The sequence below is a fragment of the Halorientalis pallida genome, assembly GCF_049605515.1.
Taxonomy (GTDB): Archaea; Halobacteriota; Halobacteria; order Halobacteriales; family Haloarculaceae; genus Halorientalis; species Halorientalis pallida_A.
This window is the reverse complement of the sequence record NZ_CP187158.1, coordinates 598,271-614,087: the sequence shown is the minus strand read 5'-3', so window position 1 is coordinate 614,087 and position 15,817 is coordinate 598,271. Positions and strand designations below refer to the sequence as shown.

Sequence of the window (15,817 nt, the reverse complement as noted above, 5' to 3'; positions counted from 1 at the left end):
CACAAAATGGACGACGAGGTACGCGAGCGAGTGAAAGAGGAGGCAGAGAAAAACGCCCTCTTCAACGCCCTGAAACACGAGAGCGACCCGCAGGTCGGTGCGATCATGGGGCCGCTGATGGGCGAGAACCCCGAGTTCCGCGAGTACGGCGACGAGATCCCCGAGGTGATCGGACCGGTGGTCGGCCAGATCGGGAGTATGTCGACCGAGGAGCGTCGGGACCGCCTCGAAGAACTCGATCCGGACCTCGTGGCCGAACTCGACGCCGAGGACGAGGACGACGAACACGACCTGCCGGATCTGCCCAACGCCGACGACTACGACGAGATCCGACTCCGGGCCGCCCCGAACCCGAACGGCCCGTGGCACCTCGGCCACGCCCGGATGCCGTCGGTCATCGGCACGTACAAGGAGCGGTACGACGGGGCCTTCGTCGTCCGGTTCGACGACACCGACCCCGAGACCAAACGGCCCGATCTGGACGCCTACGACGAGATCCTCGACGCGATCGAGTACCTCGGCTTCGAACCAGACGAGGTGATCCGGGCCAGCGACCGCCTGGAGACCTACTACGACCACGCACGGGAGTTGATCGACCTCGGGGGTGCCTACACCTGCTCCTGCCCCCAGGGCGAGTTCTCCGATATGAAGAATTCCGGCGAGGCCTGCCCGCATCGGGACAAGGACCCCGAGACCACTCGCGAGGAGTTCGAGGCCATGATCGACGGCGAGTACTCGGCGGGCGAGAAGGTCCTGCGGGTGAAAACCGACATCGAACACAAGAACCCCGCGCTCCGGGACTGGGTGGCCTTCCGGATGATCGACACGCCCCATCCGCGCGAGGAAGCCAGCGAGTACCGGTGCTGGCCGATGCTGGACTTCCAGAGCGGGATCGACGATCACCTCACCGACATCTCCCACATCATCCGGGGGATCGACCTGCAGGATTCGGCCAAGCGCCAGCGATTCGTCTACGACTACTTCGGCTGGGAGTACCCCGAGGTGATCCACTGGGGCCACGTGCAGGTCGACGCCTACGACGTGTCGATGAGCACGTCGACGATCAAGGAGCGGATCGAAGCCGGCGACCTCGACGGCTGGGACGACCCGCGCGCGCCGACACTGGCGAGTCTCCGACGGCGAGGCATCCGCGGCCAGGCCATCGTCGACGCGATGGTCGGCCTCGGGACCTCGACCTCGAACGTCGACCTGGCGATGTCGTCGATCTACGCCAACAACCGCGACATGATCGACGAGGACACCGACCGTGCGTTCCTCGTTCGGGACGGCGAGCGGTTCGTCGTCGAGGGCGGTCCGGACGCGGGCCATCCGCCGGTCCACCCCAACCACGAGGACCGCGGCGAGCGCGACATTCCCGTGGACGAGGCGGTCCTGCTGGAACCCGACGACGCGCCGGCCGACGGCGAACGCGTCTGGCTGAAGGGGTACGGGCCGGTCCGCCGCGAGGACGATACCCTCGAATTCACCGACGACGACATCGACGTGGTGCGGGACGGCGACGTGGACGTGATCCACTGGGTCCCGGCCGAGGAGAGCCAGCCCCTCCGGCTCCGGACGATGGACGGTGACGTGTCCGGGCACGCGGAACCCGGCATCACCGACTACGACCCCGACGCGATGGTCCAGTTCGAGCGGATCGGATTCGCACGGATCGACAGCGTGCCCGGACAGGGCACGGAACAGTCGAGCGGCGAGGACGGCGAACCGCGAGACCGACACGAGAGCGACGAGACGGTGGCCTACTACGCGCACCAGTAGCGTTCGGTCCAACCTTTAAGTAGTTCCCCGGCGGAGGTGAGGATAGCTACCAATGGCCATAGATCCCGAGTTCGAGCAGAACCGCGAGAAGGTGGAGGACCACGACGGGCACGCCGTGTGGGGGCCGGTCGACGAACCCGAGGAACTGGGTATCCACGGGACACACGTCGCCGTCGACTTCGACATCTGTATCGCCGACGGCGCGTGTCTGGAGGACTGTCCGGTCGACGTGTTCGAGTGGGTGGACACGCCCGACCACCCCGAGAGCGAGATCAAGGCCGACCCGGCCAAAGAGGAGCAGTGCATCGACTGCATGCTCTGTGTCGACGTCTGCCCGGTCGACGCCATCGACGTGGACCCCGGCCGCGCGGGCCGTATCTGATCGACCGCTGATCGACCGCTGACGACTGCCGACCGCTGACGACGCCCCGATTTTCTCCCTCCCGATACTGGCCGGTAGCCCCCCAGCTACCTGTAAGATCTTGGAAAAAGCACAATAGCAAAATACCAGGACGACAGTGGTAGTGATGTTCACCCAAATGGCGTGATACCTATGCACACACTGGTACTTACGAAAGGCGTTCCGGACTTCAGGGAGGGACAGGTGTCGTTCGACGAGGACGGACACCTCGAGCGCGGGAAGACACCGACCGTGATGAACCCCAACGACAAGCACGCGCTGGAGGCGGCACTCCAGACGAAGGTTCGTCACGGCGGCACCGTATCGCTGATGAGCATGGGCCCGCCGGGGTACAAGGAGGTCCTGCAGGAGGGGATGGCAGACGTGTACGCCGACGACCTCTATCTCCTCTCGGATCGTGAGATGGGCGCAGCCGACACGTGGGCCACGTCGATCACCCTCTCGACGGGCATCGACCACCTCGACGAGGAACCCGACATCGTGTTCGCGGGCTTCAAGACGGCAGACGGGGAGACGGGCCACACCGGCCCACAGACCTGCTGGTGTCAGGACTGGCCAATCGTCACCCACGTCGTCGCGCTGGATATCGACGAGGAGGAACGCACCCTTCGGGCCAAACGGCTCGTGGAGGGCGACGTGGAGGAGATCGAGACCGTCGAAGCGCCGCTGCCGTGTTTCGTCGTCGCAGATCCGGAGTTCGAGCCGACCTACCGGAAGGCCGAGCACCGGCTCCGGCACAAGGACCTCCGGGCCGAGACGCAGGAGCGAGCCGAGAACTTCGAGGACCACCTCGACGTGTACGATCAGGCAGAACTGAACCTCGATCCGGACTTCATCGGCCTGGACGGCTCGCCGACCATCGTGGCCGGCGTCGACCCGATTCCGAAAGCCCCCTCCGAACGGGAGGCGACGATGGTCGACCCGGGCGACGAGGGGGCGATGGCAACGGTGTTCGAAGAACTCGAACCGTACGCGGAGGCTGACTGACGATGGAGATCGATCCCACCGACCACGAGATCGCCGACCTCGGACCGAAGATCAAGGACATAGAGGACGCCGACGAGTTGCGCGAGATGCTGGCGGCCGAGGAAGACGGGGAGGACCGCGCGCCAGTGAAGACGCTCATCGAGGACCGACTCGAAACGGTCGAGGGCGAGGACGAGGACGTCGATCCGAGCGACGCCGACCTGGACGACATGACCGTCGCCGACGTGGCGAACATGGTCCGGGACATCGAGGACGTCGAGGTCCTCGAAGACCTGCTGGAGCGCGAGAAGGCCGGTCAGGACCGCAAGACGGCAAAGAGTCAGATCGAGGGGCGTATCGACACGCTACAGGACAGCGACGACGACGGCGAGGACGAGGAAGTGGTCATCGAGGACCCCGAGGAGAAGTACCCGGACCTCGATCACCCGACGGCGGACAAGAAGCACGTCCGGGCGCTGGAAGACGGCGACTACCGGGACATGTGGGTCTACTGTGAGACCCAGCAGGGGCAGTTGATCGACGTATCGAAGGAGATGCTCGGGAAGGCCCGCGAGTTGATGGACGGGTACAACGACGAGTATGGGGAGAGCGAGTCGGTCATCGCCGTGCTGATCGGCGACGGCGTGGGCGAGCTGGCCGAGGAGTGCATCGCCTACGGGGCCGACCGCGTGATCTACCTCGAAGACGAACGCCTCGACCGGTTCCGCCACACGCCCTACACCCGGATCTTCTGTGACATGGCGCGCAACGGGGGCCACCCGTTCGGCCGCGACGACCGGGCCGAGGACGACTGGCGCGACTACGACGAACCCCGCTACACCGTCTTCCCGGCGACGAACAACGGCCGTGACCTCTCGGCGCTGGCTCAGGCCGAATTCGACTCCGGCCTGGCCTCTGACTGTTCGGACCTGTTCATCGAGGCCGCGGACATCTCGAACCCGGCGAAGACGGGCAAGCCCGGCGAGACCGTCGAGTTCCAGCGCGTGCTTCACATGAAGCGCCCGGACTTCTCCGGGTTCGAGTACTCGACGATCCTCTGTCTTGACAAGCCCGGGCGGGAGTTCCACCCGCAGGGCGCTTCGGTGATCCCGGGGAGTTTCGACGTGCCCGATCCCGACCCCGAGCGCGAGGGCGAGGTGATCGAACACGAGATGCCGCTGGACGACGACTGGTTCAGGGTCGAAGTCACCGACTACGACCAGCTGGAGGGCGGCGTCGACCTCACGGGCAACGATGTCATCGTCGCGCTCGGTCGCGGGATCGGGTCGGACCCGACCGAGGGGATCGAACTCGGTCTCGACCTGGTCGACCAGTTCGAGGAGGCCGACCTCGGGCTCTCCCGGGGGGTCATCACGGCCTCCTACCAGTTCGCGGGCCACGTGGAGCAGTACGTGACCGAAGAACGCCAGATCGGCGAGTCCGGCCAGGAGGTCGAACCGGACGTGTACATCGCGGCGGGCATCTCCGGGGCCGTCCAGCACAAGGTCGGTATGGACGAGTCGGACACGATCATCGCGATCAACACCGACGCCGACGCCGACATCGTCGACTTCTCCGATTACTTCGTCCAGGGCGATCTGTTCGAGATCCTGCCGGAACTGACCGATTCCCTGGAGAAAGGCGAACTGGACATCCAGGCGCTGGCAGGAGGTGCATCCGATGACTGACGATTACGAACACTACGAAGCCGTCGTCGTGGGGGCCGGTCCCGGCGGCGCGGCCGCGGCGGCGACACTCGCACAGAACGGCGTGGAGACACTCGTCCTCGAACGGGGCGTCGAGTCCGGCTCGAAGAACGTCTCGGGTGGACTCATCTACGCCGAGGAGTCCGCACCGTACACCATCGACGGCCTGTTCCCGAACTTCCGGGCGGAGGCCAGCGAACGGCCAGTCACGGAGTACTATCTCCACAACGTGGCCGGCCGGAAGGTCAAGACAATCGACCTGACCGATCTCCACGAACACGACACGATGTGGTCCGACGCCGTCCTGCGGCGACACATGGACTCGTGGCTCGAAGATCGCGTCCACGAGGTAACTCGCGAGACCGGCGGCGGCCTGCTCACCGGCGTCCACGTCGACGGCCTGCTCCGGGAGGCCGGCGAGATCGTCGGCGTCACCTGCGAGGAACTCGACCCGATCAAGGCCGACGCGATCATCGCGGCCGACGGCGTCAACTCCGAGCTGGCACGTGACGCAGGCCTGATGGACTGGGAGGACCCCGAGGAGTGGTTCCAGGGGGTCAAGGCCATCGTCGACATGCCCGAGGGAGCCATCGCCGAGCGGTTCGGTGTGGCCGACGACGAGGGCGTAGCGCACCTGTTCTCGGGCGATCTGTTCGAGGGCGTCCGGGGCGGGGGCTTCCTCTACACCAACGACGACTCGCTGTCCATCGGGACCGTCTTCCATCTGGACTCGCTGGTCGCGGAGGAGGCCGAACCCCACGAACTCCTAGACGCCCTGCTGACTCACCCGCTGCTGGACCAGTGGCTCCAGGGCGAGTACGAGGAACTGGAGTACGGGGCGAAACTCGTCCCGGACTCGAAGAAAGTCGCCCATCCCTCGCCACACCAGGGTCGGCTCATGCTCGTCGGCGACGCCGCCGGGCAGATGCAGGCCCAGGGCCCGATCATCAAGGGGATGAACCACGCCGTCTCGGCGGGCGCGCTGGCCGCCGAGGCCTTCAGCGAGGCCCAGACCCGGGGACGGCCCGAGGAGGCCGGCCAGCGCTACGAGACGAAACTCCGCGACGAGGGCGTGATGCAGAAGCTCCGGCCCACCAGCTACAAAGTCGCGAGCACGGTCGGCGAGAACGGTGCCGTGGCGTCGGTCACGGACTCGCTCGTCGACTCGTCGCTCGGGAAGCTGGGGATCAAGGCGGCCGACCGGCTGGGCCTGCTCGGACGGTCGTTCAACTCGCCGTTCGTGATGTCGGTCATGCCCGACACGCGGACGCCGTACGTGACCGCGCCGACGGCCATCGCGGAGGCGCTCGGGACGCCGGTCCGGGAGGAAAACGACGTGGAGCCGCCGGACCTGGCCGACCGCATCGGCGACCTCACCTACGACGTGGGCGACCCGCACATCGAGTTACAGGACAACTCCTTCGCGGCCAGCGGGGCCGCGGTGTCGGCCTGCCCGGTCAGCGCGAAGGACTTCGGCGGCGGCTGTTACCGCGACGAGACGGTCAAGACCAACGGCCACGAGGAACACCTCGTGAGCCTGGACACCCAGCCCTGCGTCGAGTGTGGCACCTGTGCCATCGTCGCCGACACGGAGTGGGAACACCCCGCCGGCGGCAAGGGCGTGGAGTTCAAGCAGGGCTGAGGCCCCTCGTCTGGAATGACCGACACCGAATCGTACCCCGCCCGGATCGAGTCCGCCGTGGAGCGCTACCGGGCGGACCGGGACGCGTTCGACCCGCCGGACGATCCGCCGACGCCGGACAGGGCGATGGAGTACTGCCGGGAGGGACTCGGGCCGACGGTGATGATCTACGTCGACGCACGGGCCAACGACTGGGGGGTCCGATTCTCCGAACGGGAGTTCGACCTGTTGCACGAGGCGATGAACGGTTACCTCTCGCTGTACACGGCCTGTTACGGCGTCGAGACGGATCCGGACGCGACGGTGCGTGAAGCCGCCGAACTCCTGCTCGACACGCACAACATCCGGGACGTGGCGGCGATGCTGACCGGCGTCCCCGAGCGTGGTACCGGCGACGACTGACGGCACGACACGGAGGTGTCGAGTGGGGTCGCCGGAACGCCGACGAGATGCGAAGGATCAAAGCCCGAACGGCCACGAGCAGTGATATGTCCACGCAGAGCTACGAGTTGTCGCAGGTGAAGACGCCGCTCGTCTACGTGATGGGGACCGTCTACGTGGTCGCCGGTGTGTTCCACTTCGTCGTGCCGGACCTGTTCGCCCAGATCGTCCCGCCGCAACTGCCTGCGGCTACGGCGCTCGTCTACCTCTCGGGGATCGCCGAGATCGGCCTGGGGATCGGCGTGATGGTGCCCCGGACGCGCCGGGTCGCGGCCTGGGGACTGGTCGCACTGTTGCTCGCGGTCTTCCCCGCGAACGTCTACATGGCCACGTCCGGCGTCGTGATCCAGGGCGCGCCGGCGGCCATCGCGGAACCGGGACTGGGCCGCTGGGTTCGGCTCCCGTTCCAGGGGGTCCTGATCGCCTGGGCGCTGTGGTACACGTACGAGTAGCCGACCGCACTGTCTCTCTCAGAAGCGTTCGACGCCGGTGAACTCGAAGCGGGCACCGCCGGATGACGACTGGCCCTCGCCGTCGGCGTGCTCCCAGCCGTCGCTCTCGGTCACCGTGACCGACCAGCCGTGGGCCTGCGCGATGTCGTCGACGATGGTGAGCCCCAGCCCCGGACTGTCCTCGGCCGTCGAGTAGCCCATCTCGAATATTCGGTCGCGGTGTTCGGGTGGAATGCCGGGGCCGTCGTCCTCGACGACGAAGCCGAACTCGGAGTCCGCCTCCGCGCCGTCACGGTCCGCTGCGGGTTCGACCGACGCGAGTCGAACGGTCACGTCATCGCCAGCGTGTTCTATCGAGTTCCGAAAGAGGTTCTCCAGTAACTGTTCGAGCCTGCCCACGTCGGCGAGAATGTGCGCGTCCGTGTCGACGGTGAGGGTCGCATCGCCGGTCGGGATCGACGCCCAGCGGTCGCGAGCGACGGTGGCGAGGGACACTGGCGACGGATCGTCGATGGTTCTGCCCTCTCGGGCCAGCGCGAGGACTTCGTCGATCAGTCGCTCCATGCGGTCGACGGCGCGGTGGCCCCGGTCGAGGTGGTCGCTGTCGACTTCGGCGTCGAGCAGGTCGAGCGATGTGGAGACGGCTTCCAGCGGATTGCGGAGGTCGTGGCTGATGACCGAGGCGAACGCTTCCAGCCGTTCGTTCTTGCGTTCCAGGTCGAGTTCGTTGCGTTTCCGCTCGGAGATGTCCCGCGTCGTCGCGAGGATGAACTCACTGTCGTCGTCCGTCTCCAGCGGCCGGATTCGGAGTTCGAGGTAGTCGGTCGACGGCGGGACCTCCGGTTCGAGGACGAGCGTGACCTCGTCGCGTTCGCCGGCGGCGACGTCGTCGACCGCCGCCCGAACGTCCGCGACCGCCGACTCGGAGAAGATTCCGACCTCGTCGAGATAGGAGACGTGCTCCCCGATCCACGCCTGTGCCGAGAGGTCGACGGTCCGGGAGGCACGGAAGTTGATGAACTGAAACTCGTAGTCGCGGTCGAGGACGTAGACGCCCTCGTCCATGCTCCGGATGACCGAGCGATGCCAGTCCAGTTCCGCTTCGCTCTCTTTGCGGGCGGTCACGTCCCGGACGTTGCCGACGATGCCCTCGATGCCCGGGTCGTCGAGCAGGTTCCGGGCCCTGATCTCGACCCAGCGCCAGGAGCCGTCCCGGTGTTTCGTCCGGAGTTCCACCGTCTTCTCCGCGTTCGGCGCGTCCAGTACGTCGGCCAGTTCGGACCGAATCCGCTCCACGTCGTCGGGATGGAGGAACTCGAACGCGTTTTCGCCCGTCAGGTCCTCTGGCTCGTAGCCGAGGATCCGCTCGACCGACGGGGTGACGTAGGTCAGGGTCCCCGCCGCGTCGATGATGAAGATGTAGTCGGCGGAGTGTTCGAGCAGCTTCGAAAAGCGGGTCCGCGTCTCGTCGACCTCGCGCTCAGCGACGTGGTGTTCGACCGAGTTGACGATCCGATTCGCCAGCAGTGCGTACTGGTCTTCCCGGGGCCCCTTCTGTAGGTAATCGGTCACGCCCGCGGAGATCGCCTCGCTGGCGATCTCCTCGCTCCCTTTGCCGGTAAAGAGGACGAAGGGTAGCTCCGGGTGGTCCTCGCGGACGCGCCGGAGGAACTCCAGCCCGTCCATCTGTGGCATATCGTAGTCGCTGACGACGCAGTCGAACGACGACGACGCGAGTCGCTCCAGCGCATCGCGGGGGTCGGTCTCGGTCGTCACGTCGAGCGGTTCGTCGGTGCGGTCCAGCATCTCACCTGCCAGATCCAGAAACGCCGGATCGTCGTCGACGTGCAGGACGCTGATCGGTCGGGCGGACAATCCGGTCGGAGAGAGGTGTCGTTCGTCCATCACGGATACACACGGCCGAATGCCGACGGCAAATCGTCTAACATCAGGACCCTACCCGTATTAAATCCAGCCCCTGTATCGGGGAGATTAACGGCTGGCGACAGTGCCGTCGCGACTGTCCCCAGTTGACAAACAGTTAAGTGTCGTGGCGTGGTAACGCATCGCATGGAACTCACGGAGAAGTTAGAGTTCGGCCACCGCGGGCGCAAAGACGTGTACGAGTACGTGGAGAGTCACGGCGACGTGGCCCAGGAGCAAGCGCGCGACGCGCTGAACATGGAGCCACGGGAGTTCGGCCACCACGTGGCGATTCTGAAACGCGACGGGATTCTCACGGAGACCGACGAGGGGCACCTCCAGATAGCGTACGACGAAGCCGCCGAGGAGGAGTACGAGGAAGACGAGATCGAGTACACGATCCGGCAGGCCCGGCAGGCCGACATGACCGGCATCGTCGGTGTGATGCGCTCGGCCATCGACGCGGGCACCTACGTCGTCGCCGAGAGCGTCGCGGACATGCTCGACCACGAGGAGGTCCTGCTCAGACACAACGAACTGGAGTCGCGGATGTTCTTCGTCGCCTGCGTCGAGAACGACGTGGTCGGCTGGGTCCACCTCGAACACCCGGAGATGGAGAAGCTGTCACACACCGCGGAGCTCACCGTCGGCGTCCTCGACGAGTACCGGGAACACGGCATCGGGAGTCACCTCCTCCAGCGCGGCCTCGAATGGGCCGCACAGCAGGGCTACGAACGGATCTACAACAGCGTGCCCTCGACGAACGAGGCCGCCATCGAGTTCCTCAAAGAACACGGCTGGGAGGAGGAGGCCCGCCGCCACGATCACTACAAGATGAACGGCGACTATATCGACGAAGTGATGATGGAGATCGACCTCTAGAGGTCCGCGTCGTCGAGCGGGTCGGGGACCACACCGTCTTTCTGCGCCCAGACTCGGGCGTGGCCGGCACACACTAATCGGTTCTCGTCCCAGGGGATGTGTAGTTCCACGGCGGCCGACGCCTCACAGTCGGCCTCCGAACAGGTGGCCATAGGCGACCGTTCGTCGGCCTCCCTAATCGTTCACTCGATAGCGACCGACGGCCCGCTCGCTCAGTCGTCGCCGACCACCTGGGTTCGCCCCAGGTCCCGTTCGAGTCGGTCGGCCTGTTCCAGTCGGAGCGAGCGTGCCTGCTCGGGCGTCACCGTCCCCTCGCCGTCGATGTCGTGAGCGAGCGGTTCGTACGCCGCGATGTCGAACCCCATGCGTTCCAGGTACGACCGGACCTGGCCCGAGGCGAGCCCCTCACGGATGGCGGCGTTGACGTGTTCGATCACCGTCTCGAACGGCGGGAGGACGATCTCCGCGTCGGTCACGCGTCCGGTATCGTCGCCGATACGGACCGGCGTGTCCGCGGCGTTCGTCGCGACGGTGGCCACCGAGTCGGCGAGGCTGACGACCTGACTGGGGAGTGCGGTGTCGGGCGAGCGCCACTCGACGGTTCCGAACCGGTCCCGCAACTGGACGGGCGTCCAGACCGCACTCTCGGGGTCGAAGTTCGCCGCCACCGCGTGGCGGTCGACGCCCGCCTCGTCGGCCGCACGCTCGAACTCCTCGTAGCGCCGTTCGAGCCGTCGGGTCCACTGGTCGCGCTCGTCGAGGTAGCGCCACAGCCGCCCCTGGTGTGGGAGGTCGTCGTAGGCCAGCCAGCGGTAGAGTTTCGACCGCGCGCCAGCCGCGAGCCGCCGCCCGCGGAAGTACGGCGAGGAGTTGACCAGCGCCAGCGCGGGATCGAGCGCGATCAGCGTGTTCAACTGGTCGATCTCGTCGCCCGGTGACTGCTCGACGTGGACGTGGGTGCCCGCGCAGTGGCGCACGTACTCGAAGTCGTCGCCGAGGATGCGGTCCTGAATCCGGGTCCGCTCGCTGGGCCGATCCCGGATCACGCCATCGTGGATCGGGGTCGACAGCGGCACGAGTCGCTTTCCCGACCGCTCGGCCTGACGCAGGACGGCTCCGATCCGCTCGAACAACTCGCGGCGGAGTTCGCGGGTCGTCTCACACGGTGTGGTCTTGATCTCCAGCAGTGGCTCCACGAACTCACGCTCGACGCCCGGGGACGCGTTCACGAGGTCACCCGGCTCGGCCAGCCGTCCCTCGGCGTCGACGACCCAGTACTCGACCTCGATGCTCCGACGGAGCGAGTTCCCTGACATAGTGATCCCGACACGGGACCGGCAGTGCCGACGATCGGACACCGCGACCCGTGGTAACGTTTGTCGCCTCGACCAACGAACCTCTCCGACAAGTAAGTTCCGCCACTTGCAAATATTTTCGCCCCATTTCCGCCCGGAACAGCTATATCTCTGCCTCAAAGTAGTTGTATATGCTATAGAAGTCGGAGAAAGATGCCCATCCGTCAGGTAGGGCCACTCAGATCAAGATTGCGAGCAGGAATCCGAGGACCAGCAGTGTCGTCAGCAGGAACTGCGCGACGGTACTCGCGAGCATCCCGACGGTCGTGTAGACGGCCGTGCGGGCGCTGGCGGGGCCGTCGCCGGTCCGTCGGATCTCCGCGAGAAAGACCACCCCGGCGACGCCGAGCAGGATGCCCACCGGTCCGGCGACGAAAAACAGCAGGAACCCGGCGACACCGGCCAGGAGGCTCGTCGTGGTACCGGCCCCGCTGACTTTCGCCGAGACAGCGCCGGCGAACCAGTCGACCACGACGATCAGCAGACCCAGTGCCGTCAGTGCGCCCAGGACGAGCACGCCGGGGTCAGTGTAGCCCGTCGACCACCAGTAGAGGTAGACACCACCCAGCGAGATGAGCGCGCCGGGAACGAGCGGGACGAGCGTGCCGATGACGCCGGCCAGTGCGAGCCCAATCGCGAGCCACACCACCAGGTCCGTGCCGAGAACGGTCGTGAGTACGGGTCCAGTCATCTGTATCGGTCAGCCTCCGTCAGTGCCGCGTCCGGGCCGAACTCGTCGACGAGCGGTTCCAGCGCGTCGCCGAGCGCGCGCATCGCCTGTGCCGTCGAGTGGTAGTCGAGTGCGTCCGCCACGTCGTCCCACGGTCGGGCCTGCAGTGGTTTCATGACGAGCAGTCGCTCCTGGCGGGCCGTGAGGTCGCGGTCCACGTCGGCGGTGAAGTACGTGACGGCCAGCCGGCGATACGGGCCGGGTGCCATGTCGAACAGCCCGGGACCGAAGGCCGCGCTCGCGACCTGTCGCCACTCCCAGTCGGCGAGACCCGGGTCGGCGTCGCGGTCCAGTCCCGAGAGGGTGGCCCGCGCCACGTCTGGATCGAGGTCTGCCAGCGGGTCCGCCAGCACGTCCCCGATGCGCGCGACGAACTGGTCGGCGTGACGGTCGAACAGGTCGGCCCCCGCGTCGCTCGTGGGGTCGAGCATCAGCGCGGAGTACTCCCCGCTCTCGTCGTTGCGCGTCGTCGAGAGGTGGACAGGTGCGTAGCCGTTCCCGGTCCAGAAATCCAGCAGTTCCGGGGTCGCGCCGTACCCGACACCCAGCCAGTCCACGTCGTCGCCGAACTCCGCGCGGACCTCGCTGAGCAGGCGCGACCCCAGCCCACGGGACCGGGCCGCGTGGTGGGTGGCGATCCGGAGGACGCGGTAGCCCACGGGGACGCCAGCCGACTCGTCCCGGAGCTGGGTCGTCAGCACGTCGGGGAGCATGTTCCCGCGAATCCGTGCCCCGTCGTACATGTCCGCTCGCGTCTCGGCGTCGAGCCCGCCTTCCCGGGCCAGCAGTGCGACCGAGACGACGTGGCCGTCGAACCGCAGGGCGCGGACGGCCACGTTCGGGGCATCCAGCAGTCGCGCCAGGTCGTCGGGCTCGGTCCGGTAGTGCGCCAGCACGAGCAGGCCGAACACGTCCCGGAGGAGGGGCTCGTCGGCCACGAGGTCCGCGGGGTCGAGCGCGACGTACTCGGCGGACTCGGGTTCGGCGTCGGCCACGAGCGGGTCGACCGGCGGGCTGGCGTCGAGCAACAGCGCGCGGAACGCCCACACCTCCACGGGGTCGCCGGCCGCGTACCGGATCGGCTCGGCCATGCGGATCTCACCGACCGCGTGGTCGCTCTCGTCGAGGGCGTCGCGAAAGCGCACGGAGAAGCCCCGGCCCGCGCCCTCGTAGCCGTGGACGGTGGTCGTGAACGCGACCGACGGTGCGTCGAGGAACGATTCGAGGACGTGGACCGGGAGCGCGGCCGCCTCGTCGACGATCACCGCGTCGGGATCGTCGGGGAGGCCGCCATCCGCAACGTCGGCCGCCCGCCGGAATCGAATCCGGCCCTCCGGCGCGGCCAGTTCGTGAGGTGTCTCCGGGTCGTCCGCGGAGACGAGCGCGTCCGCGGCGCACAGGCGTTCCTGGGCGCGCGCGAGGACTTCGGCGGCGTTGCGGTACGCTGGTGCCGCGACCAGTACGTCCTCGCCAGCGAGTGCGAGCGCGCCGGCGGCCAGACCCGCGGCGCTCGACTTCCCCCGCCCGCGGTCGGCCTCGACCACGACGGCCTGGCCGTCCTCGCGCAGGCGTTCGAGTGCCAGCACCGCCTCGACCTGATCGTCGGTCAGGCAGGCCTCGTAGACGTGATCGGGGAAGGTTCGCGCGTCGGGGAGTAACAGTCCGCCACCGGCGAGCACCGGCGCGGGCTCGGTCAGGCCGTCGCGGTCGATCCGCTCTGCGTCCACGTCGACGATTGCGATTCCGGGGTGGGTCCGGAGTGTGTCGACCAGCCGGCGGCGGAAGTGACCGCTGACGGCCGACAGGTCGGCTGGCGGGACGGCCAGTCCCTCGTCGAACCCGTCGCGGCGGTCGGCCCAGGCGTCCAGTGGCGGCGTCAGCAGGACGAGGAGGCCACCACCGTCGACGACGCCGACGGCCCGGCCGATGGTGTTGGGCCGACAGGCCGCGTGCAGGTCGAGGACGACGGCATCGCGGGTGGTGCCGAGCAGTTCCGCCGACCGTTCCGGCGGGAGGTGTTCACAGTCGAGCGCGGGATCGGGACCGACCAGCGTCGCATCGGCGGGGTTGACGGCCGCGGCGTCGAGGGCCTCCGCCGCGGCCCGGCGGGTCCGCTCGGGGTCGCCCGCGAGGACGAGCAGGCGGCGCTCGTCGGTCTCGCGAGCCTCCGCTCGTAACCGGCGGACGGCACCGTCGAACATACGCGCCTCTCGACGGGCCGGCGGCTTGGGTCTGGCGGTCCTGCCGGATCTCGTGCCCGAACACTCAACTGCGGGGCCTCGGAAGGGCCGCCCATGTCGACGCTGCGGACCCCCCTCTGTGATCGGCTCGGCATCGACGTGCCCATCGTGCAGGCCCCCATCGGGAGCGTCTCCTGTCCCGACCTCGCGGCCGCCGTCTCCGAGGCCGGCGGACTCGGGACGCTCGCGGTCACCTGGCTCGGCCTCGACGCCACGGCGTCGGTGATCGCGGCGACCCGAGAGCGAACGGATCGCCCCTTCGGCGTGAACCTCGTCCTCGATCCGGACACGACCATCCACGCGACCGCGGACCACCTGGAAGTCTGCCTCGGCGCGGGCGCGGAGATCGTCTCGTTCTCCTTCGGCGACGCAGCCCCGTACGTGGAGCAGGTCCACGACGCCGGCGGGACGGTGTTACAGACCGTCGGGAGCGCCGAGGAGGCGCGCGAGGCCGTCGCGGCGGGCGTGGACGTACTGGTCAGTCAGGGCTGGGAGGCCGGAGGTCACGTCCAGAGCGACGTGGCGACGATGCCGCTGGTGCCGGCGGTCGCCGACGTAGCGGGCGAGGACGTGCCGGTGATCGCGGCCGGCGGCATCGCGGACGGTCGCGGGCTGGCCGCCGCGCTGGCGCTGGGCGCGGACGGCGCGTGGCTCGGGACCCGGTTCGTCGCCGCCGCCGAGTCACAGGCCCACCGGGAGTACCAGCGGGCAGTCACTGAGGCCGACGCCCGAGCGGCCGTCCGGTCGGAGCTGTACGACGGCGGCTGGCCCGGCCAGCCCCACCGAACGCTCGAAAACGACACGTACGCCGAGTGGGTCGAGGCGGGCCAGCCGCCGGTCGGTGAACGCCCGGGCGAAGACGAGGAGGTCGCACGATACGGGAACGGCCATCCGGTCGAGCGGTACGACGACGATCCGCCGATCGCGGACATGGAGGGGGCCGTCGACGAGATGGCCATGTACGCCGGTCAGAGCGTGGACCTGACCGACGACGTGCGCCCGGCCGCGGAGATCGTCGACGACCTGGTCGCCGGAGCGCGCGAGCGTATCGACGCCCTGTCAGAATTCACGACCGGGCCCTGACCCGGGGGACCGACCCGGAGATCATGTGTGGACGGCTGACACGGTTGTGGCGGCATCGAAAGCGCTTTTAGCAGGGGATAGCCAATGAAGGGATACAGCCTGCGCGGGGTTGATGATGCTCCTAGCCTCTCAGGACTTTGCCGTCCGCCGTCACGAGTGATCGGCGGACTCTCAGGCGGGGGAGCGCGAGCCCACGC

At 67.7% G+C, this 15,817-nt stretch carries 14 protein-coding genes; 9 read left to right on the top strand and 5 right to left on the bottom strand.

All coding sequences use genetic code 11. The features are described from left to right. The first annotated feature begins 6 nt into the window (after positions 1 to 6). From ACOZ4N_RS04760 to ACOZ4N_RS04730, 7 genes are all read left to right on the top strand, one after another. Positions 7 to 1,779 (top strand): glutamate--tRNA ligase, encoded by a 1,773-nt coding sequence (locus ACOZ4N_RS04760; protein WP_424018790.1) that lies wholly within the window; start codon positions 7 to 9, stop codon positions 1,777 to 1,779. 52 nt (positions 1,780 to 1,831) lie between these two features. Next, positions 1,832 to 2,161 (top strand): 4Fe-4S dicluster domain-containing protein, encoded by a 330-nt coding sequence (locus ACOZ4N_RS04755; protein WP_092692384.1) that lies wholly within the window; start codon positions 1,832 to 1,834, stop codon positions 2,159 to 2,161. Between the two features lie 171 nt (positions 2,162 to 2,332). Next, complete coding sequence (locus ACOZ4N_RS04750) at positions 2,333 to 3,187, top strand: electron transfer flavoprotein subunit beta/FixA family protein (RefSeq protein WP_424018789.1); 855 nt, start codon at positions 2,333 to 2,335, stop codon at positions 3,185 to 3,187. Between the two features lie 2 nt (positions 3,188 to 3,189). Continuing rightward, positions 3,190 to 4,854, top strand: a complete 1,665-nt coding sequence (locus tag ACOZ4N_RS04745; protein ID WP_424018788.1) for an electron transfer flavoprotein subunit alpha/FixB family protein — start codon at positions 3,190 to 3,192, stop codon at positions 4,852 to 4,854. Beyond that, a complete protein-coding gene (locus tag ACOZ4N_RS04740) occupies positions 4,847 to 6,514 on the top strand; it encodes an FAD-dependent monooxygenase (protein WP_424018787.1) in 1,668 nt (555 codons plus the stop codon). The genes ACOZ4N_RS04745 and ACOZ4N_RS04740 overlap by 8 nt, the downstream gene beginning before the upstream one ends. 15 nt (positions 6,515 to 6,529) lie before the next feature. Beyond that, positions 6,530 to 6,916, top strand: coding sequence for a hypothetical protein (locus tag ACOZ4N_RS04735; RefSeq protein ID WP_424018786.1), 387 nt, complete (start codon positions 6,530 to 6,532; stop codon positions 6,914 to 6,916). Between the two features lie 86 nt (positions 6,917 to 7,002). Continuing rightward, a complete protein-coding gene (locus tag ACOZ4N_RS04730) occupies positions 7,003 to 7,407 on the top strand; it encodes a DoxX family protein (protein WP_424018785.1) in 405 nt (134 codons plus the stop codon). A gap of 18 nt (positions 7,408 to 7,425) precedes the next feature. Here the strand turns inward: ACOZ4N_RS04730 and ACOZ4N_RS04725 are convergent, their stop codons facing one another. After that, positions 7,426 to 9,312, bottom strand: a complete 1,887-nt coding sequence (locus ACOZ4N_RS04725) for a PAS domain S-box protein (RefSeq protein ID WP_424018784.1) — start codon at positions 9,310 to 9,312, stop codon at positions 7,426 to 7,428. A 165-nt stretch (positions 9,313 to 9,477) separates the two neighbouring features. Between ACOZ4N_RS04725 and ACOZ4N_RS04720 the strand changes: the two genes are divergently transcribed. Further along, the gene (locus ACOZ4N_RS04720) at positions 9,478 to 10,212 is read left to right on the top strand and encodes an N-acetyltransferase family protein (protein WP_424018783.1); all 735 of its coding nucleotides are present in this window, start codon (positions 9,478 to 9,480) and stop codon (positions 10,210 to 10,212) included. On the opposite strand, the gene ACOZ4N_RS04715 is transcribed toward ACOZ4N_RS04720, so the two are convergent. The 4 genes from ACOZ4N_RS04715 to tmcA all read right to left on the bottom strand — a co-directional run bounded on the left by ACOZ4N_RS04715 (position 10,209) and on the right by tmcA (position 14,498). After that, a complete protein-coding gene (locus tag ACOZ4N_RS04715) occupies positions 10,209 to 10,364 on the bottom strand; it encodes a hypothetical protein (protein WP_424018782.1) in 156 nt (51 codons plus the stop codon). The two genes, ACOZ4N_RS04720 and ACOZ4N_RS04715, sit on opposite strands and share 4 nt — an antisense overlap. Positions 10,365 to 10,424: 60 nt before the next feature. Further along, positions 10,425 to 11,528, bottom strand: a complete 1,104-nt coding sequence (locus ACOZ4N_RS04710; RefSeq protein ID WP_424018781.1) for a glutamate-cysteine ligase family protein — start codon at positions 11,526 to 11,528, stop codon at positions 10,425 to 10,427. A gap of 217 nt (positions 11,529 to 11,745) precedes the next feature. Continuing rightward, a complete protein-coding gene (locus ACOZ4N_RS04705) occupies positions 11,746 to 12,258 on the bottom strand; it encodes a DUF456 domain-containing protein (protein WP_424018780.1) in 513 nt (170 codons plus the stop codon). After that, a complete protein-coding gene (tmcA, locus tag ACOZ4N_RS04700; RefSeq protein ID WP_424018779.1) occupies positions 12,255 to 14,498 on the bottom strand; it encodes a tRNA(Met) cytidine acetyltransferase TmcA in 2,244 nt (747 codons plus the stop codon). The genes ACOZ4N_RS04705 and tmcA overlap by 4 nt, the downstream gene beginning before the upstream one ends. A gap of 93 nt (positions 14,499 to 14,591) precedes the next feature. On the opposite strand from tmcA, the gene ACOZ4N_RS04695 reads away from it, so the two are divergent. After that, the gene (locus ACOZ4N_RS04695; protein WP_424018778.1) at positions 14,592 to 15,620 is read left to right on the top strand and encodes an NAD(P)H-dependent flavin oxidoreductase; all 1,029 of its coding nucleotides are present in this window, start codon (positions 14,592 to 14,594) and stop codon (positions 15,618 to 15,620) included. Positions 15,621 to 15,817: the final 197 nt, after the last annotated feature.